This is a genomic window from Stenotrophomonas sp. YJH_SMC_64 (assembly GCF_059371375.1).
This window is the reverse complement of record NZ_JCAFUN010000008.1, coordinates 161,423-187,745: the sequence shown is the minus strand read 5'-3', so window position 1 is coordinate 187,745 and position 26,323 is coordinate 161,423. Positions and strand designations below refer to the sequence as shown.

General features: G+C 66.1%; 20 protein-coding genes. 14 read left to right on the top strand and 6 right to left on the bottom strand.

The window, feature by feature from the left end; translation table 11 throughout:
* Positions 1-45 precede the first annotated feature (45 nt).
* From AC5P9L_RS10590 to AC5P9L_RS10580, 3 genes are all read left to right on the top strand, one after another.
* The gene (locus tag AC5P9L_RS10590; RefSeq protein ID WP_005410338.1) at positions 46-1,194 is read left to right on the top strand and encodes a pyridoxal phosphate-dependent aminotransferase; all 1,149 of its coding nucleotides are present in this window, start codon (positions 46-48) and stop codon (positions 1,192-1,194) included.
* Between the two features lie 14 nt (positions 1,195-1,208).
* Positions 1,209-2,015, top strand: coding sequence for an amidohydrolase (locus AC5P9L_RS10585; protein WP_032966922.1), 807 nt, complete (start codon positions 1,209-1,211; stop codon positions 2,013-2,015).
* A 103-nt stretch (positions 2,016-2,118) separates the two neighbouring features.
* Complete coding sequence (locus tag AC5P9L_RS10580) at positions 2,119-2,553, top strand: hypothetical protein (protein ID WP_005410336.1); 435 nt, start codon at positions 2,119-2,121, stop codon at positions 2,551-2,553.
* Here AC5P9L_RS10580 and AC5P9L_RS10575 read toward each other — a convergent pair.
* Together AC5P9L_RS10575 and AC5P9L_RS10570 are read right to left on the bottom strand one after the other, a co-directional pair.
* Complete coding sequence (locus AC5P9L_RS10575; RefSeq protein ID WP_005413984.1) at positions 2,540-2,833, bottom strand: hypothetical protein; 294 nt, start codon at positions 2,831-2,833, stop codon at positions 2,540-2,542. The two genes, AC5P9L_RS10580 and AC5P9L_RS10575, sit on opposite strands and share 14 nt — an antisense overlap.
* Before the next feature lie 95 nt (positions 2,834-2,928).
* Positions 2,929-4,056, bottom strand: coding sequence for an MFS transporter (locus tag AC5P9L_RS10570; protein ID WP_227415676.1), 1,128 nt, complete (start codon positions 4,054-4,056; stop codon positions 2,929-2,931).
* Positions 4,057-4,147: 91 nt separating this feature from the next.
* Between AC5P9L_RS10570 and AC5P9L_RS10565 the strand changes: the two genes are divergently transcribed.
* Positions 4,148-4,936, top strand: a complete 789-nt coding sequence (locus tag AC5P9L_RS10565; RefSeq protein WP_227415677.1) for an AraC family transcriptional regulator — start codon at positions 4,148-4,150, stop codon at positions 4,934-4,936.
* Positions 4,937-5,052: 116 nt separating this feature from the next.
* Here the strand turns inward: AC5P9L_RS10565 and AC5P9L_RS10560 are convergent, their stop codons facing one another.
* From AC5P9L_RS10560 to AC5P9L_RS10550, 3 genes are read right to left on the bottom strand one after another with little or no spacing between them, the layout of a single operon-like run.
* A complete protein-coding gene (locus AC5P9L_RS10560) occupies positions 5,053-6,672 on the bottom strand; it encodes a pseudouridine synthase (RefSeq protein ID WP_262101783.1) in 1,620 nt (539 codons plus the stop codon).
* Complete coding sequence (scpB, locus tag AC5P9L_RS10555; RefSeq protein ID WP_005410331.1) at positions 6,665-7,540, bottom strand: SMC-Scp complex subunit ScpB; 876 nt, start codon at positions 7,538-7,540, stop codon at positions 6,665-6,667. The genes AC5P9L_RS10560 and scpB overlap by 8 nt, the downstream gene beginning before the upstream one ends.
* Before the next feature lie 13 nt (positions 7,541-7,553).
* A complete protein-coding gene (locus AC5P9L_RS10550) occupies positions 7,554-8,459 on the bottom strand; it encodes a segregation and condensation protein A (RefSeq protein ID WP_005410330.1) in 906 nt (301 codons plus the stop codon).
* A 374-nt stretch (positions 8,460-8,833) separates the two neighbouring features.
* On the opposite strand from AC5P9L_RS10550, the gene AC5P9L_RS10545 reads away from it, so the two are divergent.
* From AC5P9L_RS10545 to AC5P9L_RS10500, 10 genes are all read left to right on the top strand, one after another.
* A complete protein-coding gene (locus AC5P9L_RS10545; RefSeq protein WP_049451704.1) occupies positions 8,834-9,133 on the top strand; it encodes a YciI family protein in 300 nt (99 codons plus the stop codon).
* Positions 9,134-9,153: 20 nt separating this feature from the next.
* A complete protein-coding gene (locus AC5P9L_RS10540; protein ID WP_032963317.1) occupies positions 9,154-9,405 on the top strand; it encodes a BolA family protein in 252 nt (83 codons plus the stop codon).
* 149 nt (positions 9,406-9,554) lie between these two features.
* Positions 9,555-10,592: a LacI family DNA-binding transcriptional regulator gene (locus tag AC5P9L_RS10535; RefSeq protein ID WP_012480808.1), complete on the top strand. Its 1,038-nt coding sequence runs from the start codon at positions 9,555-9,557 to the stop codon at positions 10,590-10,592.
* 76 nt (positions 10,593-10,668) lie between these two features.
* A complete protein-coding gene (locus tag AC5P9L_RS10530) occupies positions 10,669-13,749 on the top strand; it encodes a TonB-dependent receptor (protein WP_024956628.1) in 3,081 nt (1,026 codons plus the stop codon).
* Positions 13,750-13,996: 247 nt separating this feature from the next.
* A complete protein-coding gene (locus AC5P9L_RS10525; RefSeq protein ID WP_227415678.1) occupies positions 13,997-15,601 on the top strand; it encodes a glucoamylase family protein in 1,605 nt (534 codons plus the stop codon).
* Positions 15,602-15,605: 4 nt separating this feature from the next.
* Entirely contained in the window at positions 15,606-16,946 is a 1,341-nt protein-coding gene (locus tag AC5P9L_RS10520; RefSeq protein WP_227415680.1) for a sugar ABC transporter substrate-binding protein, read from the top strand.
* Positions 16,943-17,824 carry a carbohydrate ABC transporter permease gene (locus tag AC5P9L_RS10515; RefSeq protein ID WP_005410323.1) on the top strand — a complete coding sequence of 294 codons (882 nt, stop codon included), beginning with the start codon at positions 16,943-16,945 and terminating at the stop codon, positions 17,822-17,824. Before AC5P9L_RS10520 ends, AC5P9L_RS10515 begins: the two co-directional genes overlap by 4 nt.
* The gene (locus AC5P9L_RS10510) at positions 17,821-18,657 is read left to right on the top strand and encodes a carbohydrate ABC transporter permease (protein WP_005410322.1); all 837 of its coding nucleotides are present in this window, start codon (positions 17,821-17,823) and stop codon (positions 18,655-18,657) included. The genes AC5P9L_RS10515 and AC5P9L_RS10510 overlap by 4 nt, the downstream gene beginning before the upstream one ends.
* On the top strand, positions 18,654-21,821 hold the full coding sequence (locus AC5P9L_RS10505) for a discoidin domain-containing protein (protein WP_227415679.1): 3,168 nt from the start codon (positions 18,654-18,656) through the stop codon (positions 21,819-21,821). Before AC5P9L_RS10510 ends, AC5P9L_RS10505 begins: the two co-directional genes overlap by 4 nt.
* A gap of 2 nt (positions 21,822-21,823) precedes the next feature.
* Positions 21,824-22,708, top strand: coding sequence for an endonuclease/exonuclease/phosphatase family protein (locus tag AC5P9L_RS10500; RefSeq protein WP_024956632.1), 885 nt, complete (start codon positions 21,824-21,826; stop codon positions 22,706-22,708).
* A 223-nt stretch (positions 22,709-22,931) separates the two neighbouring features.
* Here the strand turns inward: AC5P9L_RS10500 and AC5P9L_RS10495 are convergent, their stop codons facing one another.
* On the bottom strand, positions 22,932-26,219 hold the full coding sequence (locus AC5P9L_RS10495; RefSeq protein WP_043034727.1) for an Rne/Rng family ribonuclease: 3,288 nt from the start codon (positions 26,217-26,219) through the stop codon (positions 22,932-22,934).
* Positions 26,220-26,323 lie beyond the last annotated feature (104 nt).

Here is a 26,323-nt window from a genome sequence, read left to right as displayed (position 1 = left end):
CGGATTGCGTAAACTCGCAGGCCTGTTCCCCCACAGCCCAGGCCGATGCAACCGAACACCAAGCTGCCCAAGGTCGGTACCACGATCTTCACCGTGATGTCCCAGCTCGCCGCCGAACACGGCGCAGTCAACCTGGGCCAGGGTTTCCCGGACTTTTCGGCGCCGCAGCGCCTGATCGACGAGACCGCCAGGGCGATGGCCGCCGGGCTGAACCAGTACCCGCCGATGACCGGCGTGGCGCCGCTGCGCCAGGCCATCGCGCAGAAGGCGCTGGACTGCTACGGCGCGCAGGTCGATGCGGACAGCGAGATCACCGTCACCAGTGGCGGTACCGAGGCCATCTTCAACGCCATCCACGCCGTGGTGCGTGCCGGCGAGGAAGTGATCGTGCTCGACCCGGCGTATGACTGCTATGAACCGGCGATCGACCTGGCCGGTGCCAAGGCCGTGCATGTGTCGCTGGATCCGCAGACCTTCGCGGTCGACTGGGACCGCGTGCGTGCGGCGATCACCCCGCGCACCCGCATGCTGATCGTCAACACCCCGCACAACCCGTCCGGCGCGATGCTGTCGGCGCAGGACATGCAGGCACTGGCCGAGCTGCTGCGTGGCACGCAGATCTACCTGATCTCCGATGAGGTGTACGAACACATCATCTACGACGGCCGCCGCCATGAATCGGCGCTGCGCTACCCGGAACTGCGCGAGCGCGCGTTCGTCATCTCCAGCTTCGGCAAGACCTATCACTGCACCGGCTGGAAGATCGGCTATGCGATCGCACCGCCGGCACTGACCGCCGAGTTCCGCAAGGTGCACCAGTACAACACCTTCACCAGCTTCGGCCCGGCGCAGTACGGCTTCGCCGCGATGATCCGCGACGAACCCGAACACCACCTGGAGCTGGGCGCGTTCTACCAGGCCAAGCGCGACCGTTTCCGCGAGCAGCTGGCCGGCACCCGCCTGAAGGCGCTGCCGGTCCCCGGCGGCTACTTCCAGCTGGTCGACTACTCGGCCATCAGCGACCTGCCGGACCATGAGTTCGTGAAGTGGCTGACCATCGAGAAGGGCGTGACCGCGATCCCGCTGTCGCCGTTCTACGAAAACCCGCCGGCCGGCCAGCGCCTGGTGCGCCTGTGCTTTGCCAAGAATGAAGCAACGATGGACGCGGCGATCGAACGCCTGCGCCTGCTCTGAGCGGAGGCGTGAACATGCAGGACCTGCGCATTTCCCTCGTCCAGGGCGACACCCGCTGGCACGATCCGGCCGGCAACCGCGCCTACTACGGCGCGCTGCTCGCACCGCTGGCCGGCACCACCGACCTGGTGATCCTGCCGGAGACCTTCACCAGTGGTTTCTCCAACGACGCCATTGCCCAGGCCGAAGGCATGGACGGCCCGACCGTGGCCTGGGTGCGCGAACAGGCCAGGACCTTGAACGCGGCGGTGATCGGCAGCGTGCAGCTGCGCGACGGCGAGGGCGTCTACAACCGCCTGCTGTTCGCCACGCCCGATGGCGACCTGCAGTACTACGACAAGCGCCACCTGTTCCGTTACGGCGGCGAGCACGAGCGCTATGCCGCCGGTCGCGACCGCCTGAGCGTGGAATGGAAGGGCTGGCGGATCAATCCGCAGGTCTGCTACGACCTGCGTTTCCCGGTGTTCTGCCGCAACCGCTACAACGTGGAGCGTCCGCAGCAGCTGGATTTCGACCTGCAGATCTTCGTCGCCAACTGGCCGTCGGCACGCGCCTATGCGTGGAAGACGCTGCTGCGTGCACGTGCGATTGAAAACCTGTGCTTCGTGGCAGCGGTAAACCGCGTCGGTGTCGATGGCAACCAGCTGCACTACGCAGGCGACAGCGCGGTGCTGGATTTCCTCGGCCAGCCGCAGGTGGAGATCCGCGAACGCGAACAGGTGGTCACCACCACCATCTCGGCCGAGGCGCTGGCCGCACACCGCGCGCGTTTCCCGGCGATGCTCGATGCCGATGCCTTCCACCTGGACGAACAGGCCTGAGCACCGGCCTGAACACTGCTGCACCAGCGCGTGCGCCTGCATCCAACGTGCACGCGCGCGCTGCTAGATTCGCCGGCAGTCCGACCGAACTGGAAGTCCTGCCATGAACAAGCCCTTCGCCCTGCTGCTTGCCCTGTCTGCCGCATCGCTGGCCCCGGCCGCGCACGCCGCTGGCAACCTCGACTGCGAGCTGCGCTACAACCTCTCTGGCTGGTCGCTGATCTACAAGACTGCATCCGGCAATGGCACGGTCACCTGCAGCAATGGCGCCAGCATGCCGGTGCGCATCCAGATGAAGGGCGGCGGTCTGACCGTGGGCAAGTCGAAGATCACCAACGGACGTGGCAGCTTCACCGGCGCAGTCAGCGTCAACGAGCTGCTGGGTACTTACGCCTCGGTGGGCGCGCATGCCGGTGCGGTGAAGTCCAGCAACGCGCAGGTGATGACCAAGGGCGACATCTCGCTGGCCCTGTCCGGTACCGGCAAGGGCTGGGATCTGGGCGTGGACGGCACCGCGTTCACCCTCAGCCGGCGCTGAGGCGCGACGGCGCGGCAGTTCCCCAGCTGATGCGGATGTAGTGCTGTTCGGAATCGCTCAACAACCGTTCGACACCGAAACCATTCTTCAGCAGCTGTGCGACCACGTCTTCGACGAGCTGCTCGCTGGCCATCACCTGGCTGAAGCCGAACACGATGTAGCGGCGGCCATTTTCCGAGCCGATCTGGATGGCGTTGTCGAGATCGCGGTAGAACAGTTCGATCGGGCGCTTGGCGGCATCGACGTTGGCGCGGGCCTGTTCGGCGGTGATGGTGATCATGGGCATCTGCCTTGTGTGGGAGCGCGCGCACGATAGCCGGGGAATCAAAGCCGTTCCCGGAAGGCCAGCACAGTGCGCTGCTTTTGCAGCAATTCCTAGGCTGCAGCGGGACGCCGCCGTTGCAGCCACAAGGCCAGTAGGCCACACGCGATAACGGTCGGTGCCAGCATCTGCACCGCACCGACCAGCGCCATTGCCGCACCGATCAACAGGTAGTAGAGCAGGCCGAACAGCGCGCCTGCGCTGCCGAGACAGTGTGGATAGCCGCGCAGGGCCTGGCCGAGCACATTGGGAATGGCAAGGCCGAAGCCCGTCACCACCGGCACCATCGCCGCGATCAGGGCAGGGTGATCATGCAGCAGCGCGGCCAGCAGGCCTCCCGTCAGAACCAGTCCTGCGGCGATGCGGATACGCGTGGTTGCGGCAACGCCTGCACGCAGCAGGCGGCCATTGCCCCACGCGCCCAGTGCCGAGCCCAGTGCCAGCACCGCGCCGCTGGCGCCGAACCAGGTGGCTGGCCAGTGCAGGCGCGCAAACACGAAGGGGCCGAGCACATACCAGCTGTACATCGCCACGTTGAAGGCCATCACCAGCAACGCGTGTGACCAGATCCAGCGATCGCGCAGCAGTTCCCGCAGCAACGGCAGCATGGGCGCGTGCGGGATCTGTGCAGGGCGGCTTTCGCGCAGGCCCGCCAGGCATGCGACTGCCAGCAGGGCAGCGATCAGCAGCAGGCCGGACTGTACGCCGACATAGCCATGGGCGGCGACCAGCAGCGTGCCCAGTGCAAGGCCGATGGCCGGGCTCAGGGCCAGGGCCATGCCGATCCAGGAGAACGCCTGCGCCAACGCGGGTCCCTGCAGGTGGTCGCGTAGTACGGTCTGGGTTACCACCGAGGCCGCCGCCGCACCCAGTGCGGCCAGTGCCTGTGCCAGCAGGACGTGGCCGAAGGTGCTGGCCAGGAGGCCGCCGCAGGCGGCCATTGCGAACACGGCCAGCCCGCATAGCAGGGCAGGGCGACGACCGATACGATCGGCCAGGCGCCCCCACAGCAGCACGCCTGCAGCGAAGCCGAACAGGTAAAGGCTCATGGCCTGGCTGGCGGCACTCGGCGGCAGGGCGAAGCGTTCGGCCAGATCGGCCAGGGCCGGGCTGTACAGGGTCTGTGCCAACTGCGGGAACATCAGCAGTGCAATGGTGAGCAACAACAGGCGGCGCGACATGCGGGCGCTCCAGGAAGAAGGGCCGCGCATTGTGGTCTCGCCCGCAATGGCGCACTCTGTCTATCCTGTCATTGAATGTATGAAATCAGACATGGCCTGGTTGCAGCCGCACGCGCACTTCGACGCCGATGCCTGGAGCGCTCCGGTGCTGGGGATTGCAGCCTCACTGGCGGATCACGACTCGGGTTGGCACCAGCATGCACGCGCGCAGCTGCTGTACACCCGGCAGGGCTGCACGCGCCTGACCTACGGTGATCGCATCAGCCTGCTGCCGCCCGCGCGCGCCGCGTGGATTCCGGGTGGGCTGCGCCATCGCGCGCAGATGCGCCAGGCGGTCGACTACCGTTCGTTGTACTTCGACGCCACGCTGTCGGCCCAACTGCCCCGGCAGCCGGCGATCATCGGCGTGGGGCCGCTGCTGCAGGCCTTGCTGGAGCCGATCGCGCAGGCGCCGTTCGACCATGACTGGCAGTCGCCGCGCGCACGCCATCAACTGGCGTTGTGCGTGCTGGAAATCGCTGCTGCACCGGTGGCACCGATGGACCTGCCTTTGCCTCGTGATCCGCGGATCGCACGGTGCCTGCCGGTGGCCGAGCAGCTGCCGCCCGAACTGGAGGAGCTGGCCGCGCGCACGGGCCTGAGCGCGCGTACCGTCGGCCGGTTGATGCAGCGTGATACCGGCATGAGCTACCAGGCCTGGCGCCAGCAATGGCGACTGATGCGGGCCATGGAGTTGCTGCTGCTTGGCCAACGCGTGGCGCACGTGGCGCAGGACACCGGCTTCTCCGCCGAGAGCCCGTTCATCGCCTTCTTCCGCGGCATGACGGGCACCACACCCGCCGCGTTCCAGCGCCACGCAAAAGGGGACGGAGGGGATTAAGTCGCTTTCGCCCCTTCGACACAGGCCGTGGCAAAAACGACTTAATCCCCTCCGTCCCCTTTTCAACGAAAAACCCCGGCCTGCGCCGGGGTTTTTCATTTCAGGCGTGCCGGTGATCAGCCGCCGCGCGGGCCGCTGCGGCGCGGGCCGCCTGGACCGCGGTTGCCGCCGGGGCCGCGGTTGCCACCCGGAGCGCCGGGGCCGCGATTGCCGCCCGGACCACGGTTGCCACCACCCGGACCGCGACCGCCCGGACGGGCGCCCTGCGCCGGCTTGGGGCTGCCATACGGGTTGAAGCCCGGCGTGGCGTGGTCGGACGGGAAGCTCGGGGCATTGCCCGGATGGCCATACGGGTGCTTGTTGCCCTGGCCCTGCGAGCGGTTGCCGGCACCGGCCGGACGACCCTGGCCGCCTGCGCCGCCACGGCCTTCACCGCCGAAACCGCCACGGCCCTGTCCGCCACCGGCGCCCGGACCCTTCGGCTTGCCGTACGGACGGCCCTGGCCGCCAGCGCCCGGACCACGGGCACCCGGGCCGCGCGCGCCCGGACCGGCATTGCGATGGCCGCTCGGGCCCGTGCTCACGCCATCCGGCACGTACCAGGTGCGGAACGCGGCCGGGTTGCCTTCCGGCAGCGAACGGTCGTTCTTCTGGGTGCGCTGCTTGAACGGCCTCTGCGACTGCTTGGCTGCTGCTTCACCGCTGACCGTCAGGCCACCCTTGAAACCGCCGCCCTTGCCGCCGCGGCCACGGCCGCGGTCTTCGCGGACGTTGTCGAAGCGACGCAGCTCGCGGCCTTCGTCTGCGGTGTTATGGCCGTTGACGTAGGCATTGCCACGGCCACCTTCGCGCACGCGCACGGTGGTCTTGGCGGCGCGGCGCTGGCCGATCACCGGCTGCAGGGTCAGAGCCGACGGCGCGCCTTCTTCCAGCTTCAGCTGCGCACGCAGGGCTTCAACCTGGGCGGTGCCCAGTTCCACCGAATGGCCACGGGCCAGTTCGCGCGGCAGGCTCACCTTGCCGTAGCGGGTGCGCTTCAGGCGGCTGACCTGGCAGCCCTGCGACTCCCACAGGCGGCGCACTTCGCGGTTGCGGCCTTCCTTCACCACGACGCGGAACCAGTCGTGCGAGTCGGTGCCGCCGATGCGTTCGATCTCGTCGAACTTGGCCGGGCCGTCTTCCAGTGCCACGCCGCGTGCGAGGCGGTCGACGATGGCGTCGGAGACCTTCTCCTCGCCTTCCGGGGCGCGCACGCGCACCACGTACTCGCGCTCGACCTCGAACGACGGGTGCATCATGGCGTTGGCCAGTTCACCGTCGGTGGTGGCCAGCAGCAGGCCGGTGGTGTTGATGTCCAGGCGGCCGATGGCGATCCAGCGCGCGCCCTTCAGCGGCGGCAGCGATTCGAACACGGTCGGGCGGCCTTCGGGGTCTTCGCGGGTGGTCACTTCGCCTTCCGGCTTGTTGTAGACCAGCACGCGCGACGGTTCGGCCAGGGCGGTGGCGACGAAGCCGCGGCCATCCAGCTCGATCCTGTCGCCGCTCTTGACCGACATGCCGGTCTGCGCGACTTCACCGTTGACCTTGACCAGGCCTTCGGCGATGCGCTGTTCCAGCGCGCGGCGCGAACCCAGGCCGGCCTGGGCCAGCACCTTGTGCAGGCGCTCTTCCAGCTTGAACTGTTCGGAGGTGGCTTCGCGCTTGAGCGAGAGCTTGTTACGGGGGGTGTCACTCATCAGTTTTGCTCCGGCCGACGGTTTCGGGGTCGGCCTCTGGTTCGGAATCGGCTTGGTCAACAGCCACGGTCGTCATCGCGACGGCGTTGTCTTCGCGTTCGTTCAGGGGCACCGCGCGCTCGCCCGGCGCGGAATCGGGGTGCCCATCATCAAGGGGCGAAGGTGCTTGCTCATCGGAAGCCGACGCAGACGCTGCGTCGGCGGAATCGGGGGTGTCGCTGCCGGCCAGGCCGGCGTCATCGTTGGCAGCAGCGCCATCGGCGCCAGCCGAAATGTCCGGACCCTCGGCACTGGCGGCGGCCGGTGCGTCGCGGTCCAGGGCCAGCTGGGGTTCCAGCTCGCCCAGGTCCTTCAGTTCCGACAGCGGCGGCAACTCGTCCAGGCGCTTCAGGCCGAAGTAGTCCAGGAAGCCCTTGGTGGTGCCGAACAGGGCAGGCTTGCCGGGCACGTCGCGGTGGCCGACCACGCGGATCCACTCGCGTTCCTCCAGCGCCTGGATGATGTTGCTGCTGACCGCCACGCCGCGCACCTGCTCGATCTCGCCACGAGTGATCGGCTGCCGGTAGGCGATCAGCGCCAGGGTTTCCAGGGTGGCACGGGTATAGCGGGTCTTGCGTTCGGTCCACAGCCGGCTGATCCAGCCATGCACTTCGCCGGTCACCTGGTAGCGGAAGCCGGAGGCGACCTCGACCAGTTCCACGCCACGGCCTTCGCAGGCTTCGCGCAGGCGCTCAAGCGCACGTTCGATGCTGCCCGGCGGTGCCGGCTCCTCTTCCGGGAACAGGTCTTTCAGCTGGGCCAGGGTGAGCGGCTGGCTGGAGGCCAGCAGGGCACCCTCGACAATGCGGTTGATCAGCGTTTGGTCCATCGGCAGTCAGCGCTCACTCGTTCTCGTTGGCGGCGTCGTTGTCGTCGAACTCGCTGCTGAACTGCAGCGGGGCATTGGTGTTGCCGGCGGCCAGGGACTTCACGTAGATCGGCGCCAGCGGCTCTTCCTGGACGATGTCCAGCAGCTGTTCCTTGGCCAGTTCCAGCACCGCCAGGAACGTGACCAGCACGCCCAGCTTGCCTTCTTCTGCGGTGAACAGCCCTTCAAAACGGTAGAACTTGCCATCTTCAAGCCGGCCCAGCACTTCGCCCATGCGTTGCCGCACGCTCAGCGCCTCGCGCTTGATGGCGTGGCCACTGAACAGCTCGGCGCGCTTGAGCACGTCGTGCAGGGCCAGCAGCATTTCCTTCAGGTCCACCGGCGGCGGCAGCTTCACCGCAGCACGTTCGGGCATGAAGGCGTGTGCCACCGTGGTGTCGCGGTCCTGGCGGGGCAGGGCGTCGATGTCCTCGGCGGCCTGCTTGAAGCGTTCGTACTCCTGCAGGCGGCGCACCAGTTCGGCGCGCGGGTCGGCCTCATCGCCTTCCTCGCTGACCGGGCGCGGCAGCAGCATGCGCGACTTCACCTCGGCCAGGATCGCGGCCATGACCAGGTACTCGGCGGCCAGCTCGAAGCGCAGCTCGCGCATCACGGTGATGTATTCCACGTACTGCCGGGTGATCTCGGCCACGGGAATGTCCAGTACGTCCAGGTTCTGGCGGCGGATCAGGTACAACAGCAGGTCCAGCGGGCCTTCGAAGGCATCCAGGATGACTTCCAGCGCGTCCGGCGGGATGTACAGGTCCTGCGGAATCTGCAGGACCGGTTGCCCATGCACCACGGCCAGCGGCATTTCCTGCTGCTGGGGGGCGGGCGGCCGGGTTGGCGGGTTCGCGTCGAGCGCGAGTTCGGAAGTCATCTAATGGACATCAGGATTGCATCGGACCAGTCGCGGCAGCGGGTTCACCGGGCCAACGCCACGGCGCCCCACGGCACCAGACACGCCGGGATCGGCGCGATTCCACACATATCAAACAGCAGGACGCGCCGCAGGAAACGGCAGCGACGGAACTACGGGGAGGTCGTCTACGTGGCCCGGCCAGGTGGTCCGGTTCGAAGCAGCGGGACGGTCGTCGGGGGCTGCGTTGGCCACAGAAACCGACGGGCTGCTGCATCCAGCCACGTGCAATGGTGTCTAGGGTAAGCCTTTGTCGCGCCAGTGTCCAGCCGGGCTGGGGCGAGGGCGGCATTGGCTAGAATCTGCGCACCCGACAACGCAAGCGAGGAAATGCCGTGTGGTATGTGATTGAAGGCTATGACGGCCAGGACGTGCTGGCACAGCGACTGCAGGCACGTCCGGAACACCTGGCGCGCCTGTACGCGCTGCGCGACGAAGGCCGCCTGCTGCTGGCCGGACCGTGCCCGGCAGTAGACAGCGAGGACCCGGGCCCGGCCGGCTTCAGTGGTTCGGTGGTGATCGCGCAGTTCGAGTCGCTCGTGCAGGCCCAGGCCTGGGCTGATGCCGACCCTTACGTAGCCGCGGGCGTCTACACCCATGTACAGGTGCGTCCGTTCCGCAAGGTCCTGCCGTGAACGCGGAGCGGATCGAGCGGATGCGTGACGCACTGCAGCAGGCGCTGGCCCCGAGCGTGCTGGAAATCGAAGACGACAGTCATCGTCATGCAGGCCACGCCGGTGCGCGCGATGGCCGCGGTCATTTCAACGTGCATGTGGTCAGTGAACGCTTCGCCGGACTGGGTCCACTGGCCCGGCATCGCGCGGTCTATGCCGCGCTGGGCGCGATGATGGAGACCGACATCCACGCGCTGTCCATTCGCGCATTGACCCCGTCAGAACAGGGCTGAGCCCTTGTCCCACACTGTCCTGGCGGGTCCGTCAGCGGGCCCGCCACAGACAGATTTCCATGTCCATTTCAGGACATTCGCCTAACGGACTGTTTACAAGCCCAGATGGAAACGCTTACATTCCGCGCCAATGCTGGTAGGTCCAAGCCGTGGAGGGCGGCTTCGTGAACAAGGCAGCTATCACAATCAAAGACGTCGCTCGCGAAGCCCGGGTCTCCGTGGCCACGGTTTCCCGCGCGCTCAACGGGCATGAAAATGTCGCCGAACCGGTCCGCCAGCTTGTGCTGGAGGTGGCTGCACGGCTGCGTTACACCCCGCACGCCGCCGCCCGCAGCCTCAGCAGCCGTCGCACCAATACGGTGGGCGTGGTACTGCCTGACCTGTACGGCGAATTCTTCTCCGAGCTGATGCGCGGCATCGACAACGTCGCCCGCAACCGCCGCCAGCACCTGCTGGTGTCCAGTTACCACGGTGACCAGGAGCAGCAGGGCGCGGCCCTGCGCGCCATGCGCGGCCGCGTCGACGGCCTGCTGGTGCTCTCGCCCTATGCGGAGAGCCCGGGATTCCTGACCGACAACCTGCCGCAGTCGTTGCCAACGGTGTTGATCAACACCTATCTGCCCGGGCAGGACCACCCGGTGCTGAGCATCGATGACCATGCCGGTGCGATGGCGATGACCCGCCATCTGCTTGACGCGGGTCACCGCCGTATCGCTTTCATTTCTGGCCCGGACCTCAACTTCGACGCGCGCGAGCGCCTGCGTGGCTTCCGTGACGCGTTGGCGGCTTTCGGCAGTGACGCCGAAGGCATCGAGCTGCCCGGTGATTTCGACGAAGCTTCCGGCCATCGCGCCGGTCAGGAGTTGTTGGCAGCCGGAGCGCTGCCTGATGCCGTGTTCGCCGCCAACGACATGATGGCGCTGGGTTGCCTGTATGCGTTCACGCAGGCAGGTGTCCACGTTCCGTCCGACGTCGCCCTGGCCGGTTTCGATGACATTCCACTGGCGCGTTTCGTCCACCCGTCGCTGACCACCATGCAGGTCAGCATCGCCGAACTCGGCGATCGGGCCATGACGCGCCTGATGCAGTTGATGGACGGCACCTCCACGGATGGGACAGGGGACAAGCAGACCCTGGTTCCCCGCTTGATAGTTCGCGATTCCACCACTCCGCCATCCGGCCGTTGAAGCCGGAGGCGTTCCTTCTTTTTTGATTGATCGCAGGGACCGCGCAAGCGGTTACCGCCACCCGGAGATTGAGTTGATGATGCACACCACCTTCCGCACGCCGGCACGCCGGCTGCTGAGCACCGCACTGGTCAGCTGCCTGATGCTGGCTGCTGCTCCGAACGTCATGGCGCAGTCGGCCAATGCCAGCCTGCGCGGCCAGGTTTCCGGCGCGCAGGCCGGCGCCGAGGTGACCGCCACCAACGTGGCCACCGGCACCGTCCGTCGCGGTACCGTCCGTGCCGATGGAAGCTACTCGCTGATGGGCCTGGACCCGGGCACCTATGATGTGGTCGCCAACGGCCAGTCGCAGAAGGTCACCGTCACCGTGGCCTCGACCGCTACCCTGAACTTTGCCGGCGCTGCCAGCAGCACCCCGGGTACGACCGCAGCCACCAACCTGGACACTGTCAACGTCGTCGCGCCGACCCTGCTGCAGGAAGTGCGCACGTCCGAAGTCGGCAAGACCGTCAGCCTGCAGCAGATCCAGACCACCCCGCAGGTCTCGCGCAACTTCCTGGAGTTCGCCGACGCGGTGCCGGGCATGATCTTCACCCGCGACGCCAAGGGCAACACCTCGCTGCGCGGCGGCGCGACCAACGCTGACGGCACCAACGTCTACATCGACGGCGTGGGCCAGAAGAGCTACGTCAAGGGCGGCGGCGTGGCCGGCCAGTCCGGCAGTGCCGGTAACCCGTTCCCGCAGCTGGCCATCGGCGAGTACAAGGTCATCACCGGCAACTACAAGGCCGAGTACGGCCAGGTGTCCAGCGCCGCGATCACCGCCGCGACCAAGTCGGGTACAAACGAGTTCAAGGGCGAGACCTTCTATCGTTACACCAACGACAATATGCGTGCGATGACCCCGGCCGAACGCCAGCCGGGAAAGAGCAAGGAAGAATCGGCGGAGAAGGAATACGGCTTCGCGCTGGGCGGCCCGATCATCAAGGACAAGGCCCACTTCTTCGTGACCTACGAAGCCAAGCGTTTCGATCTGCCAGTGACCATTGCCCCGAATGGCGCGGTCACCAGCGCTGCCTCGCAGCTGCCGGCGGCGGCCGCCGCCGGCCTGGGCCCGGCCAGCCAGCCGTTCAAGCAGGACCTGATCTTCGCCAAGATCGACGTCGAGCCGACCGACAACGACCGCATCGAGTTCACAGTTCAGGATCGTGACGAGAACCAGCAGCAGTTCAGTGACCAGACCTCCAAGGAACATGGCAAGGTCACTGACAACACAGACCGTCGTTTCGCGCTGCGCTGGAATCACAGCGGTGAGCGCTTCTACAACGAGCTGATGGTCACCCACGAGAAGTCGTTCAACAACCCGCTGCCGCTGACTCTGGGCAACGGCTACGTGTACACCGCGCCGGACGGCCGTGACATCGACGGCAACACTCCGCAGGAACGCACCATTGTGGAAATCGGTGGTGCCAGCGCCTTCGCCTCGCAGGTGAAGGGCCAGAAGGGCTGGTCGATCGAAGACAACCTGACCCTGGACGGCTTGGAGTGGGCTGGCGACCACACCATCAAGATGGGCGCCAAGTACAAGAAGATCAATCTGTACGCCTCCGACGCGCAGCAGATCAACCCGCAGTTCTACTACACCGTGGGCAACCCGGAATTCGGCATTGATACGCCGTACAAGGCACAATTCACCAAGCCGATTACTGGGGTCAGTGGCGTGTTGCCGGAAGTACGCTCGAAGACCACGCAGATCGGCTTGTTCATTCAGGACGACTGGCAGGTCAACGACCACCTGCAGTTGAACCTGGGCCTGCGTTGGGACTACGAGAAGAACCCGACCTACCTGGACTTCGTGACTCCGCCGGAAGTGGTCAGCGCGCTCAATGCGCAGGATCCGCATGGCCCGGCCGGGCAGAGCTACGCGCAGACGCTCGCGTTGAGCGGTCTGAACATCAACGACTACATCAGTAACGGCCACAACCGCAAGGCATTCAAGGATGCCTGGCAGCCGCGGCTGGGCTTCTCGTATGACATCAATGCCGACGAGCAGCATGTGATCCATGGTGGCGCCGGTCGTTCCTACGACCGTGATCTTTTCGATTACCTGGCGTTGGAAACCACCAAGCTGGCCCTGCCGCAGCCGACCGTGTACTTCCGCGACCCGCGCAGCGGAGCCTGCCTGTACGGGCAGAACCCGTGCTTCGACTGGAACCCGAACCTGCTTAATGGCATTGGCAATGTGCAGGCCCTGCTGGGCAGTACCAGCAACGAAGGCCTGGAAGTGGACCTGCTCAACAACAACTTGAAGGTGCCCTACGCGGACCAGTTCAGTCTGGGCATGAGCAACCAGATCGGGGAGTGGCTGACCGACGCCACCATCTCGCGCACGCTGACCTATGATGGCTTCGCCTACACTTTGGGCAATCGCTTCCGCAACGGCAACTTCTTCGACAACCAGATGCTGTGTGGTGCCGAAAAGCCAACCTACGGCCAACCGTGGGGTTGCAACATCCCCGGCTTCGGCAGCCTGATCATTGGCCAGCAGGGCATCAAGACCCGCGCTACCCAGATCCTGCTGTCGGCGCAGAAGCCGTACACCAAGGAAAGCGGCTGGGGTACCTCGATTGCCTATACCTGGACCACTGCGCGCCATAACCGCAACATTGACGAGCACTACTCGTTCGATCGCGGCACCATCGGCGAATACCCATACATCAAGTCCAACGGCGCGCCGCGCCACCGTCTGGTGGTCACGGGCTCCTACGATGGCTTCTGGGGCATCACCTTCGGTGGCAAGCTGACCTTGGCCACCCCGGTGGCGGGCAACGACTGGTCCTGCGTGGCACAGGCCGGCAACCCGAACTGCCTGCCGACCCCGGCCGCCGGCTACCCGGGGGGCAATGGCCGCTTCCTGCTCGGCGGCAAGATCTTCGGCTACCGGTCGCTTGACCTGCAGGCGACCAAGACCTTCAAGCTGGCCGGCGATACCGAGTTGTATGCGCGTATCGACATCATCAACGTGCTCAACTTTGACAACTTCTCCAACCTGAACTACGTGAAGAGCGACGGCAAGCTGCTGGTGAGCTACAACGAGACCGGCGACATCGTCGGTACGCCGCGCCAGGTCAAGGCCGAAGTGGGCTTCCGCTTCTAAGCCCGGATGGATGCATGGCCCCGATGCCGCCGCTCCGCCGGCGGCATCGGTCGCGTGAAAACGGCAATGGCCGGCCCTGTGCCGGTCCATTGCCCATGCCGCTGCCGGTCAGGGGGCATCGGCATGGGCAATGATCGCGGTGTCAAACCACGTTTTTCGTGGTTTTTTAAGAACGCACCTTGTAAACGATTTCAGATCATTGGACGGTATGCTTTCCCATCGATCAGACCACCGGAGAAATCGCGCCATGCAGGCACGTCATCTGTTGTCCGCCGCAGCGTTGAGCCTGGCCGTGGCCGCCTGCCAGCCGGCCCAGCAGGAGCCTGCCAAGCCGCGGCCGCCGGTGATCCTGATCGAGGCCGATGCACCGCCGCGGCCGATGAAACCTGAGCTGCCGCCGCTGTTCGATGACATCGAGCGCCGCACCTTCCAGTTCTTCTGGGATACCACCAACGAGATCAATGGCCTGACCCCGGACCGCTATCCGTCGCGGCCGTTCGCCAGCATCGCCTCGGTCGGCTTCGCACTGACCGCGTATCCGATCGGCATCGAGAACGGCTGGGTCAGCCGCAACCAGGCGATCGACCGCACCCTGACTACCCTGAAATTCTTCCGCGATGTGCCGATGGGCCCGCAGCGTACCGGCAAGGCGGGTTACAAGGGCTTCTATTACCACTTCCTGGACATGCAGGAAGGCCGTCGCTACGACAGCTGGGTCGAACTGTCCTCGGTGGATACCGCGCTGCTGATGATGGGGGTGCTGTTCGCGCAGTCGTACTACGACGGTGACGATCCGCGCGAGAAGGAAATCCGCCAGATCGCCGACACGCTGTACAAGAAGGTCGACTGGCCCTGGCTGCAGCAGCGTGCGCCGCTGATCTCGATGGGCTGGTTCCCCGAGAGCGGTTTCATCGACCACGACTGGATGGGCTACAACGAGGCGATGATGGTCTACATCCTTGCCCTCGGTTCGCCGACGCACCCGGTCAGCCCGGATGCGTGGACGGTGTGGACGCGCACCTATGACAACGACTGGGGGGTCTACCAGGGCCAGGAATACCTGTCCTTCGGCCCACTGTTCGGCCACCAGTACAGCCACGTCTGGATCGACTTCCGCGACATCCAGGACGCCTACATGCGCGAGCGCGGCAGCACCTACTTCCTCAACAGCCGCTCGGCCGCACTGGCCCAGCGTGAATACGCCATCGCCAACCCGATGCAGTGGAAGGATTATGGCGAGAACGTCTGGGGCCTGACCGCCAGCGATGGCCCGCAGAACACCACGCAGGAATACCGTGGCGAGCAGCGCCAGTTCCGCCATTACTCTTCGCGCGGCGCTGGCCTGCGCGAGAACTTCGATGACGGCACCATCGCTCCGACCGCCGCGATCGCGTCGGTGGTGTTCGCGCCGGAACAGGTGATCCCGGCCACGCTGGAGATGCACAAGCGCTACGGCGATTACATCTATTCCAGCTACGGCTTCCTGGATTCGTTCAATCCCAGCTTCAACTACGACATCCCGATCAAGACCGGCCGCGTGGTGCCGGATCGTGGCTGGGTCGCCAGCGACTACATCGCCATCGACCAGGGGCCGATCCTGACCATGATCGCCAACTATCGCAATGATTTCGTCTGGGAAGTGATGAAGAAGAACCCGTACATCCGCAAGGGCCTGGAGCGGGCGGGGTTCACTGGTGGCTGGCTGGCGCCGGAAGGTTCGTTCCAGCCGCTGGAACTGCAGAAAGACGAAAAGGCCGCGGCGGCACGCGCGGTGGGGATCGCCGAATCACGCGCGGCTGCCGCGCAGGAACAGAAGAACAATGCCAACCGCAACACAGGCCAGGGCAAGTAACCCGATGCCGAACTGGATCGACCGTCTGCGCCGCTGGACACTGCCAGCCCTGGCCGCACTGGCCGTGGCCGGCTGCGCCCGCACCGAACCGGGCACCACCACTGTGCGCTTCTGGGCAATGGGCCGGGAAGCCGAGGTGGTCAGCGAACTGATCCATGAGTTCGAAGCCGAGAACCCGGGCATCAAGGTGGACGTGCAGAACATCCCGTGGACCGCTGCGCACGAAAAGCTGCTGACCGCGTTCGCCGCCGACGGCCTGCCGGACGTCTGCCAGCTCGGCAACACCTGGGTGCCGGAGTTCGCCGAGCTCGATGCGCTGACCCCGTTGCAGCCGTTCGTCGATCACTCTGCCGTGGTCGATGAGAAGGACTATTTCCAGGGCATCTGGGACACCAACGTGATCCACGGCGAGCTGGTCGGCGTGCCGTGGTATGTCGATACGCGCCTGATCTACTACCGCAAGGACCTGCTGGCCAAGGCCGGCTACGACCACCCGCCGCGCACGTGGCAGGAGTGGGATGAGCAGATGGCAGCGATCAAGCGCATGCAGGGCCCGAACCGCTATGCGGTGCTGATGCCGATCAACGAGTTCGAGCAGCAGCTGTCGCTGGCACTGCAGCAGCCCGATCCGCTGCTGCGCGATGATGACACCCGCGGCAACTTCAGCAGCCCCGGCTTCCGCCGCACGCTGGCGTTCTACGCCAACATGTTCGAGCAGGGCTGGGCGCCGAAGATGTCCGAGACGCAGATCTCAAACGTCTGGGATGAGTTCTTCCGCGGCTTCAACGTCTTCTACATTTCCGGCCCATGGAACATCCGCGAGTTCAAGAAGCTGCAGCCGAAGGAACTGGAAGGGCAGTGGGGCACCGCAGCGCTGCCGGGGCCGGAGGGTCCGGGCGCGGGCATCGCCGGTGGCACCAGCCTGGTGATCTTCCGCAAGTCGCAGCAGAAGGAGGCGTCGTGGAAGCTGATCGAGTTCCTGTCGCGCCCGCAGATCCAGGCACGTTTCCATTCGATCATCGGCGACCTGCCGCCACGCCGCAGCACGTGGAGTGCGCCGTCGCTGGCCAACGATCCGCTGGCCGCAGCGTTCCGTGACCAGCTGGAGCGGGTCAAGCCGACGCCGAAGGTGCTCGAATGGGAGCGCATCGTGCAGGAAATGCGCATCGTCACCGAGAAGGTGGTGCGCGGTGGCCTGCCGCTGGACAAGGCCGTCGAAGAACTCGACCAGCGCGTGGACAAGGTGCTGGCAAAGCGCCGCTGGATGCATGAACAACAACGCCTGCAGCAGCGCGTTCCGTCGCCGCAATCGAGCAGTGCCGTGGCCGCCGGGAGCGCGCAATGAAACGTACTTCACTCGCCGGCTGGATTTTCGCCGGTCCCTCGCTGATCGTGCTGGGCGTGTTCTTCGGCCTGCCGGTGGCTTCGGCGCTGGCGCTGAGCGTGACCGACTTCGACCTGTATGCCCTGGCTGACAGCAGCAACCTGCGCTTTGTCGGCCTCGGCAACTACATCGATCTGCTGCAGACCCCGATGTTCTGGAAGTCGCTGTGGAATACCACTTACTTCGTGTTGATCGGTGTGCCCTTGTCGATCGGCGTGTCGCTGGGCGCGGCAATGCTGCTGAATGCGCCGGCCGCGCGCTTCAAGGCGCTGTTCCGCACCGCGCTGTTCGCGCCGGTGGTGACCACGCTGGTGGCGGTGGCGGTGATCTGGCGCTACCTGTTCCATACCAGCTACGGCCTGGTGAACTACGGCCTGGGCCATCTGGGCATCAGCCCGATCGACTGGCTGGGCGATCCCAACTGGGCGATGCCGACCATCATGCTGTTCGCGGTGTGGAAGAACTTCGGCTACAACATGGTGATCTTCCTGGCCGGCCTGCAGGCGATCCCGCATGACCTGTACGAGGCCGCGCGCATCGACGGTGCCTCGCGCTGGAAGCAGTTCCTGCACATCACCCTGCCGATGCTCGGCCCGGTGCTGCTGGTGGTCGGCGTGATTACCGTGTCCGGCTACTTCCAGCTGTTCGCCGAACCCTACGTGATGACCCGCGGCGACCCACTGCAGAGCACCGTCAGCGTGCTGTATTTCATGTTCGAGGAAGGCTTCAAGTGGTGGAACCTGGGACGCGCCTCCGCCGTGGCGTTCCTGCTGTTCCTGATCATCCTGGCGGTGACCACCGTGATGCTGCGTTTCGGCCGCAAGAGGCAGTTGGTATGAGTCGTGAAATCGGCCAGTCGCGCTGGTACCCGTGGTTGATCAATGGTGCGTTGCTGGTGCTGGCCCTGGTCAGCCTGGCACCGCTGTTGTGGATGCTCTCGGTCTCGTTCATGCCGCAGGGCGAGGCCAGCCATTTCCCGCCGCCGCTGCTGCCTTCCAGCATCACCACGCACAACTACCATGAGCTGTTCGCGCGCACTGGCATGGGCGGCAACTTCGCCAACAGCCTGCTGGTGTCGCTCGGCATCACGGTCGGTTCGCTGCTGCTCAACACCATGGCCGGCTACGCGTTCGCCAAGCTCAACTTCGTCGGCCGCGAGCGCCTGTTCCAGGTGCTGATGGCGGCGCTGGTGATTCCGGCGCAGGTGGCGATGCTGCCGCTGTTCCTGCTGATGAAGCAGCTGGGCCTGGTCAACAGCTTCGGTGGCGTGATCGTGCCAGCGCTGGCCAGTGTGTTCGGCATCTTCCTGGTACGCCAGTACGCGCGTTCCATCCCGGACGAACTGCTGGAAGCGGCGCGCATCGACGGGGCAGGGGAGCTGCGCATCTTCTTCCAGATCGTGCTGCCGATGCTCAAGCCGGTGCTGGTGACCCTGGCGATCTTCACCTTCATGGGCGCATGGAACGATTTCATGTGGCCATTGATCGTGCTGACCGACCAGGAGCACTACACTTTGCCGGTGGCACTGGCCACCCTCTCGCGCGAGCACATCATGGACGTGGAAATGATGATGGCTGGCGCGGTGGTCACCGTGGTCCCGGTGCTGGCGCTGTTCCTGGTGCTGCAGCGGTACTACATCCAAGGTCTGTTGCTGGGGAGCGTCAAGGGATGAAGCGAACGATCGCCGTTGGACTGTGCCTGTTGTGGACTTCCCTGGCGATCGCCGCACCACCGGCGCTGCCAACACCGAAGGTGCTGGACGACTTCGACGACATCGCAGCCTGGACGCTGGTGCTGTCCGACCAGGTCAGCGGTTCGCTGCGCCCGGTCAGTGGTGCCGGTGGTGGCCGCGCGCTGTGCCTGGACTATGACTTCCACGATGTCTCCGGCTACGTCGGCATCCGCCGCGCGCTGAACATCGAATACCCGGTCAATTACCGCTTCGGATTCCAGCTGCGTGGCGAATCGCCGGGCAACGACCTGCAGTTCAAGTTGATCGATGCCAGCGGCGACAACGTCTGGTGGGTCAACCGGCCCGGCTACAGCTTCCCCAAGGCGTGGACGCCGGTCGAGTACCGCCGCCGCCAGATCGACAAGGCGTGGGGTCCCTCGCCCGAGAAGGAGATGGCACGAAGCGCCGCCGTCGAGTTCACGATCTACAGCAAGGTCGGTGGCCGCGGCACGGTGTGCTTCGACAAGCTGACCCTGCAGGGCCTGCCGCCGCAGGATGATTCGGCGTTGGTGCCATCGGTGATTGCCGATACGGCCACCGCGCTGCAGGACCGCATGATCGACGGCAAGAGCGACACGTTCTGGATCAGCGGTGGCGTCAAGCAGCAGACCATCAGCCTGGACCTGCACAAGAGCCGCGAGATCGGCGGTGTAGTGATCGATTGGCTGCCGAACCTGGAAGCCAATCGCTACACCGTGCGGACGTCCGAGGATGGCCGGGACTGGCGCACTGTGCGCGAGGTGACCGGCGGTGCGGGGGGGCGCGATTGGCTGGCGCTGCCGGATACCGACGCGCGCTACGTGCGTTTCGATCTGCGCGATGGCCCGAACTGGCGCTATGGCATCCGTGACATCGCACTCAAGCCGCTGGCGTTCGCCGCAACGCCCAATGCCTTCCTGTCCTCGGTGGCCGCCGATCTGCCGCGTGGCTCGTTGCCGCGTGCCTATGTGGGCGAACAGCCGTACTGGACCCTGCTCGGCCTTGATGGTGGCCAGGAGCAGGCGCTGATCAGCGAAGATGGCGCGCTGGAGCCGGCCAAGGGCAGCTTCAGCATCGAGCCGTTCATCCGCCTGGACGGCAAGCTGCTGGACTGGTCGAAGGTCGCCATCACCCAGTCGCTGCAGGATCACTACCTGCCGATCGCCACCGTCGACTGGGTGCATGAGAAGGCTGGGCTTTCGGTGACCAGTTTCGTGCAGGGCACGCCCGAGCGCGCGCAGCTGATCGGCCGCTACCGGCTGAGCAATCCGGACAAGGTCGCCCACGAGTACACCCTGGCGCTGGCAATCCGTCCGTGGCAGGTCAACCCGCCCACCCAGTTCCTCAACACCGTCGGTGGCTTCAGCCGCATCGATGCACTGGATGTGGGCGAACAGCTGGTTCGGGTCAACGGTGAGCCGCGCATCTATCCGCTGCAGGTGCCGGATGCGCGCTTTGCCAGTACGTTCGATGGCAAGCTCGATGCGATGCATCTGGAAAGCGGCAAGTACCCGGCCACGACCGCAGTGAAGGACAGCACCGGCATGGCGTCGGGTGCGCTGATGTACACGATCAAGCTCGAGCCCGGCCAGAGCCGCGAAGTGGCGGTGGTGCTGCCGCAGACCGGTGGCTGGGCGCCGCAGGCGCTGGACGTGGCCAGGGCGCAGGCGCAGGTGGCCGATCAATGGCGGCAGAAGCTGGGCGTGGTCTCGCTGCAGGTGCCGGCTGCGGGCGAGGCACTGGTCGATACCCTGCGCACGGCCGTCGCGCACATGCTGATCTCGCGGGTTGGCCCACGCCTGCAGCCGGGCACGCGCTCGTACGCGCGCAGCTGGATCCGCGATGGCGCGATGATTTCCGAGGGCCTGCTGCGCATGGGGCGCAGCGATGCCGTGCGTGACTACATCAACTGGTATGCGCCGTACCAGTTCGAGAACGGCAAGGTGCCGTGCTGCGTCGACGCGCGCGGCAGCGACCCGGTACCGGAGAACGACAGCCATGGCGAACTGATCTACAGCATTGCCGAGTATGGACGCTACACCGGCGACAGCACGTTCACCGAGCTGATGTGGCCGCACGTGCAGGGCGCCTACAATTACATGGAGCAGCTGCGCGCCAGCGAGCGCACCGAGGAAAACCGGGCACGCAATCCTGCCTTCTACGGCATGATGCCGGCCTCGATCAGCCACGAAGGCTATTCGGCCAAGCCGATGCATTCGTACTGGGATAATTTCTGGGCGTTGCGCGGCTACAAGGACGCGGCATCGCTGGCGGCCCAGCTGGGCAAGGTCGAGGCGATGCAGATCGCCGGATCGCGTGACCAGTTCCGTGATGACCTGCAGGCCTCGCTGCTGTCGGCGATGCAGCAGCACGACATCGACTACCTGCCGGGCTCGGCCGAGCTGGGCGATTTCGATGCGACCTCGACCACCATCGCGCTGGCGCCGGGCGGCGAGCAGGGCCGACTGCCGCAGCAGGCACTGGAGGCGACCTTCGAGCGCTACTGGAAGGAGTTCGTGGCCCGCCGTGACGGCAAGCGTGAGTGGAAGGACTACACCCCGTACGAGTGGCGCAACGTGGCGGCGTTCGTACGCCTGGGCTGGCGTGACCGTGCCTGGCAGGCCACCGAGTTCTTCTTCAGGGACCGTGCGCCGCAGGCCTGGAACCAGTGGGCCGAGGTGGTCTCGCGCACGCCGCGCAAGCCGTTCTTCGTCGGTGACCTGCCGCACGCCTGGGTAGCCTCGGACTTCGTGCGCTCGGCCTTGGACATGTTCGCGTACAGCCGTGACATGGACGATGCGCTGGTGCTGGCCGCCGGCATTCCGAGCGCCTGGCTGCAGGGCGAGGGCATCGCCGTGCAGGGCCTGCGCACGCCGCAGGGCCAGCTCAACTACCGCCTGCAGCGCAGCGACAAGCAGCTGGTGCTGGAGGTGCAGCCGGGCCTGGTGCCACCGCTCGGTGGCGTGGTGTTGCCATGGCCGTACGCCGGTGATCCGGGTGAGGCGACCATCAACGGCGAAGCGGCCGAATGGGTCAACAAGGAACTGCACGTGCACCAGCTGCCGGCGCGGGTCGAGATCGATGTACCGAGCGCGGTGCGCCGCGCCGAGCGCAAGGGGCAGTAACGATGAAGCAGCAGGGGGCAAGAGTGCGCACGATCGTGCGCGCCCTGGGGCTGGCCATTGCATTGGCACTGCCGGGCGCCGCGATGGCGGCCGATCCAGCCGCCGGGGCAGCGGCTGATGTCGCCACCGCGCCAGGCATGAGCATGGTCACCTTCAATCTGCATCATGACCGCGAGGACTGGCCACGCCGGCGCCGCACCATCCTGGCCGAACTCAAGCGCCTGCAGCCGGATGCGGTTGCCCTGCAGGAGGTGATCCAACGCCGCAACGTGCGAAACCAGGCGCAATGGCTGGCCAGCCAACTTGGTTACAAGTACGTGTTCGTGTCCACCGATGCGGTCGGCGCGCCCAAGCGCTACGGCAATGCGCTTCTGACCCGGCGGCCGATCCTTTCCCAGGGGGATCATCTGCTGCAGCCCTTGGACGACTACCGCACCGTGGCCCACCTGCGCATCGACGTCGATGGCACGCCGGTAAACGTCTACGCCACGCATCTGAACGAGCGCAGTGATGAGAGCGGACAACGCATCCGTCGCAGCCAGGTCGAGGACCTGCTGCGCTTCATCAGCGCGACGTCGGCGGGCGCGCCGGTGGTGATCGCAGGTGACTTCAATGCACTGGTGGATGCCGGCGATCTGAGCGAGCTGCGCAGCCACTACGGCGACAGTTACGGCAGCGTGCACGTCAACACCGATCTGTCCGGGGTCAGTACGCTCAACCGCCACTATTACCAGGCGCCGTCGCGGATCGACCACATCTTCTTCCAGCAGGACGAGATGGTCGCGCGCGAGGCGAAGATCCTGTTCGACCAGCCCGACGACAGCGGTCGCTGGGCCTCGGACCACTACGGCGTGTGGACCCGCCTGCAGTTCGCGCCGAAACCCTGACGGGACACGCTTAGTAGGTGCCAACCTTGGTTGGCACGGGGGTGTCCGCGTGCACTCGATCAATGGCGCCAACCAAGGTTGGCCTCTACCAAAGCGGTGACCGTGCGCGGGTTGTGCCCTGGTGGGTGCCAACCTTGGTTGGCACGGTTCGGCCCGAAGCACAAACAAAAACGGCGGGGATCATTGATCCCCGCCGTTTCGCTTTCACGCTATCAAGGAGCGATCAGTTCGCCGGCGGCGTGCGCTTGGCGGCCTCTTCGTCTTCTTCATCAGCCTTGGCTTCTGCAGCCTGGGCTGCAGCGTCGGCATGGCCATCGGCGACCGGATCGATCGACGGCGTCACCACCGCATCAGCGCTCGGGGCGGCGGCTTCGATCGGTGCGGCTTCGACCGCCACCGGAGCGACCGGCTGTTCCACGATCGGCGCAGTCTCGACGACCGGCGTGGCTTCAACGGCCGGGGCGGCCTCCACCACCGGGGCACTCTCACTGGCCACCGGCTTGGTTTCAACCACCGGGGTTGCTTCAACCACCTGCGGCTTCGATTCCACGACCGGCGCGGCCTCGACTGCGACCGGCTTCGCTTCGATCACCGGAGCGGCTTCAACCACCGCGGCCGTTTCAGCCACAACCGGCTTTGCTTCGATGGCCGGCGCAGCAGCGTCCACCACCGGAGTGGCGTTGGCGACCGGTGCGGCAGCGGCGACCGGCTGGACCGGGGTCGCGGCGTCGATGGCATCGAGCATGCTGGTCTGCACCGGCGAGGACACCGCTTCGGTCTTCGCAGCTTCGACCGGTGCCTGCACTTCAGCCACGACCGGGGCGGCGGCTTCGACCACAGCGCTGCTCACCACGGCAACCGGCGCGGCGACAACAGCGGCGGCAGCACGGGCTGGCTTCTCGGCTTCGACAGCGACCGGCTCGGCTTCGTCATCGAAGTCGAACTCCGGCTGCGAACGCGTGGGCTGCACAGCCGCGACCGGCGCAGTGCCGGCAGTGCTGTCGATGTTCGGCTCGGCGCCGTCGGCGTCATCACCGTCATCACCCTCGTCCTGGTCATCACCCAGGGCGTCGCTGCCGGCGGCGTTTTCGGCGCCACCGCGGCGACGACGACGGCCACCACGACGGCCACGGCGACGGCGGGTTGCGCCTTCGCCAGCCTGCTCGCCATTGGCGTCGGTTGCAGCCTCTTCACCGGCAACTGCAACCACGTCGGTCGCACTGGCCGCATTGGCAGCGGTGTCGACCGGTGCGGCCGCTTCCACCGGGGCGACCGGGGCGACAGGCGCGGTGGCTTCCTGCGCGTTCACCCCATTGGCGGCGACGGCCGTAGCGGCTACGGCTGCAGCTGCGGTCACGGCTTCGGCAGGTGCTTCGGCGGCATTGCGCTGCGGCTTCTCGGCCGGCTTGTCACCGTCCTGCTGCTGCGGGCGCGGCTGCTTGGGCTGCTTCAGCTTCGGTTGCTGGTTCTGGTTCTGGCCCTGCTGCTCGTTGCGCGGCTTGTTCTGCTGCTGCGGCGGCTGCTGGCCATCCTTGTGCTGCGGCTCCTTCTGCTTGCCCTGCTGCGGCTGCTGCTGCGCATTGCCATTGTTGCCGTTGCGGCCGTCCTTGCGCTGCTCGCCGCGGTCCTTGCGGTTGCCGCCGTCCTTCTGCTGCTGCGCGTTGCCATTGCCACGATTGTCGTCGCGACGGTCCTTGCGGTCCTTGTTGCGATCCTTGTTGCGGTCCTTGCGACCGCCGTCCTGCTGCTGGCGTGCAGCCGGGGCGGCCGGTGCCGGCGCGGGCGCCGGTTCGCCACCGAACACGCGCTTGAGCCAACCGATCACGCCGCCCGCCGGGGCCGGCGCAACAGGCGCTGCAGCGACCGGGGCCGGAGCGGCCGCGACCGGCTCCACTTCCTCGCGCACCGGGGCCGGGGAAGTGTGCTTGACCTGGGTCACCGCCGGCGGCGGGATGTTCAGCTGGCCCTTGGTCAGCGCGTGCACCGGCAGCTTGCGCGGGGTGCCGCGCTGGTAGCTGGGCTTGCTGCTTTCTTCACCCAGCTCGTTCTCGCGCAGGCGGGTCACGGTGTAGTGCGGGGTGTGCAGCTGCTCGTCGGCGACGATCACGATCGGCGCCTCGTGGCGCTGTTCGATCTCGCGCAGGGCGCTGCGCTTCTCGTTCAGCAGGTAATTGGCGATCTCCACCGGGGCCTGCACCAGCACCTGCCCGGTGTTCTCCTTCATCGCATGCTCTTCAGCCACGCGGATGATCGACAGCGACAGCGACTCGACGCTGCGCATGCGGCCGTGGCCGTCACAACGCGGGCAGACGATCTGGCTGGACTCGCCCAGGCTCGGGCGCAGGCGCTGGCGGCTCATTTCCAGCAGGCCGAAGCGCGAGATGCGGCCCACCTGCACGCGCGCGCGGTCGTACTTCAGCGCGTTGGCGAGGCGGTTCTCGACTTCGCGCTGGTGCTTGTTGGAGGCCATGTCGATGAAGTCGATCACCACCAGGCCGCCCAGGTCACGCAGGCGCAGCTGGCGGGCCACTTCCTCGGCCGCTTCCAGGTTGGTCTGGAACGCGGTGTCCTCGATGTCGCTGCCCTTGGTGGCGCGCGAGGAGTTCACGTCGACGGCGGTCAGCGCTTCAGTCTGGTCGACCACGATCGAGCCGCCCGACGGCAGGCGCACGTTGCGCTCGTAGGCGCCTTCGATCTGCGATTCGATCTGGAAGCGGTTGAACAGCGGAATGTCGTCCTTGTAGTGCTTGAGCTTGCGCAGGGTCTGCGGCATCACCTGCTGCATGAATTCGCGGGCGTGCTCGTACATCTCCTCGGTGTCCACCAGGATCTCGCCGATGTCGGCGCGCAGGTAGTCACGCAGGGCGCGCACGATCAGGCGCGATTCCTGGTAGATCAGGAACGGGGCGGGCTTGCTCAGTGCCGCTTCGGCAATGGCGCGCCAGACATTGAGCAGGTAGTCCAGGTCCCACTGCAGCTCTTCCGCATCGCGGCCGACGCCGGCGGTACGGATGATCACGCCCATGTCGTCGGGGATGTTCAGCTTGTCCAGGGCGTCCTTCAGCGCGGCCCGGTCTTCGCCCTCGATGCGGCGCGACACACCGCCGGCGCTGGGCGAGTTCGGCATCAGCACCATGTAGCGGCCGGCCAGCGAAATGAACGTGGTCAGGGCGGCGCCCTTGTTGCCACGCTCTTCCTTGTCGACCTGGACGACGATCTCCTGGCCTTCCTTCAGCAGCTCGCGGATGCCGGCCTTGTTGTGGTCGACACCGGCCTGGAAGTAGTCGCGGGAGATTTCCTTCAGCGGCAGGAAGCCATGGCGGCCACCGCCGTACTCGACGAAGGCCGCTTCCAGCGAGGGCTCGATGCGGAAGATCCGGCCCTTGTAGATGTTGGACTTCTTCTGTTCCTTCGACGGCTGTTCGATGTCGATGTCATACAACGACTGGCCATCCACGATGGCAACACGCAGCTCTTCAGCCTGCGTGGCGTTGATCAGCATTCGCTTCATTGTTGCGTTCCTCGCAAGCGGCTACCGCGCGGAACGCCATGGGGTTTCGCCTCTGGACACGGCTCGCCGCCCATTCGCGCAAGCGCGGGGAGGGCGGCTTGGGT

Excerpts from the sequence above, each read along its gene's own strand:
- scpB (WP_005410331.1), bottom strand. The coding sequence starts at position 7,540 with ATGGACCAAACGCTGATCAACCGCATTGTCGAGGGTGCCCTGCTGGCC.
- AC5P9L_RS10530 (WP_024956628.1), top strand. The coding sequence starts at position 10,669 with ATGATGCACACCACCTTCCGCACGCCGGCACGCCGGCTGCTGAGCACC.
- AC5P9L_RS10550 (WP_005410330.1), bottom strand. The coding sequence starts at position 8,459 with ATGACTTCCGAACTCGCGCTCGACGCGAACCCGCCAACCCGGCCGCCC.
- AC5P9L_RS10515 (WP_005410323.1), top strand. The coding sequence starts at position 16,943 with ATGAAACGTACTTCACTCGCCGGCTGGATTTTCGCCGGTCCCTCGCTG.
- AC5P9L_RS10575 (WP_005413984.1), bottom strand. The coding sequence starts at position 2,833 with ATGATCACCATCACCGCCGAACAGGCCCGCGCCAACGTCGATGCCGCC.
- AC5P9L_RS10580 (WP_005410336.1), top strand. The coding sequence starts at position 2,119 with ATGAACAAGCCCTTCGCCCTGCTGCTTGCCCTGTCTGCCGCATCGCTG.
- AC5P9L_RS10500 (WP_024956632.1), top strand. The coding sequence starts at position 21,824 with ATGAAGCAGCAGGGGGCAAGAGTGCGCACGATCGTGCGCGCCCTGGGG.
- AC5P9L_RS10525 (WP_227415678.1), top strand. The coding sequence starts at position 13,997 with ATGCAGGCACGTCATCTGTTGTCCGCCGCAGCGTTGAGCCTGGCCGTG.
- AC5P9L_RS10505 (WP_227415679.1), top strand. The coding sequence starts at position 18,654 with ATGAAGCGAACGATCGCCGTTGGACTGTGCCTGTTGTGGACTTCCCTG.
- AC5P9L_RS10540 (WP_032963317.1), top strand. The coding sequence starts at position 9,154 with ATGCGTGACGCACTGCAGCAGGCGCTGGCCCCGAGCGTGCTGGAAATC.
- AC5P9L_RS10510 (WP_005410322.1), top strand. The coding sequence starts at position 17,821 with ATGAGTCGTGAAATCGGCCAGTCGCGCTGGTACCCGTGGTTGATCAAT.
- AC5P9L_RS10570 (WP_227415676.1), bottom strand. The coding sequence starts at position 4,056 with ATGTCGCGCCGCCTGTTGTTGCTCACCATTGCACTGCTGATGTTCCCG.
- AC5P9L_RS10520 (WP_227415680.1), top strand. The coding sequence starts at position 15,606 with ATGCCGAACTGGATCGACCGTCTGCGCCGCTGGACACTGCCAGCCCTG.
- AC5P9L_RS10565 (WP_227415677.1), top strand. The coding sequence starts at position 4,148 with ATGGCCTGGTTGCAGCCGCACGCGCACTTCGACGCCGATGCCTGGAGC.
- AC5P9L_RS10560 (WP_262101783.1), bottom strand. The coding sequence starts at position 6,672 with ATGAGTGACACCCCCCGTAACAAGCTCTCGCTCAAGCGCGAAGCCACC.
- AC5P9L_RS10585 (WP_032966922.1), top strand. The coding sequence starts at position 1,209 with ATGCAGGACCTGCGCATTTCCCTCGTCCAGGGCGACACCCGCTGGCAC.
- AC5P9L_RS10590 (WP_005410338.1), top strand. The coding sequence starts at position 46 with ATGCAACCGAACACCAAGCTGCCCAAGGTCGGTACCACGATCTTCACC.
- AC5P9L_RS10495 (WP_043034727.1), bottom strand. The coding sequence starts at position 26,219 with ATGAAGCGAATGCTGATCAACGCCACGCAGGCTGAAGAGCTGCGTGTT.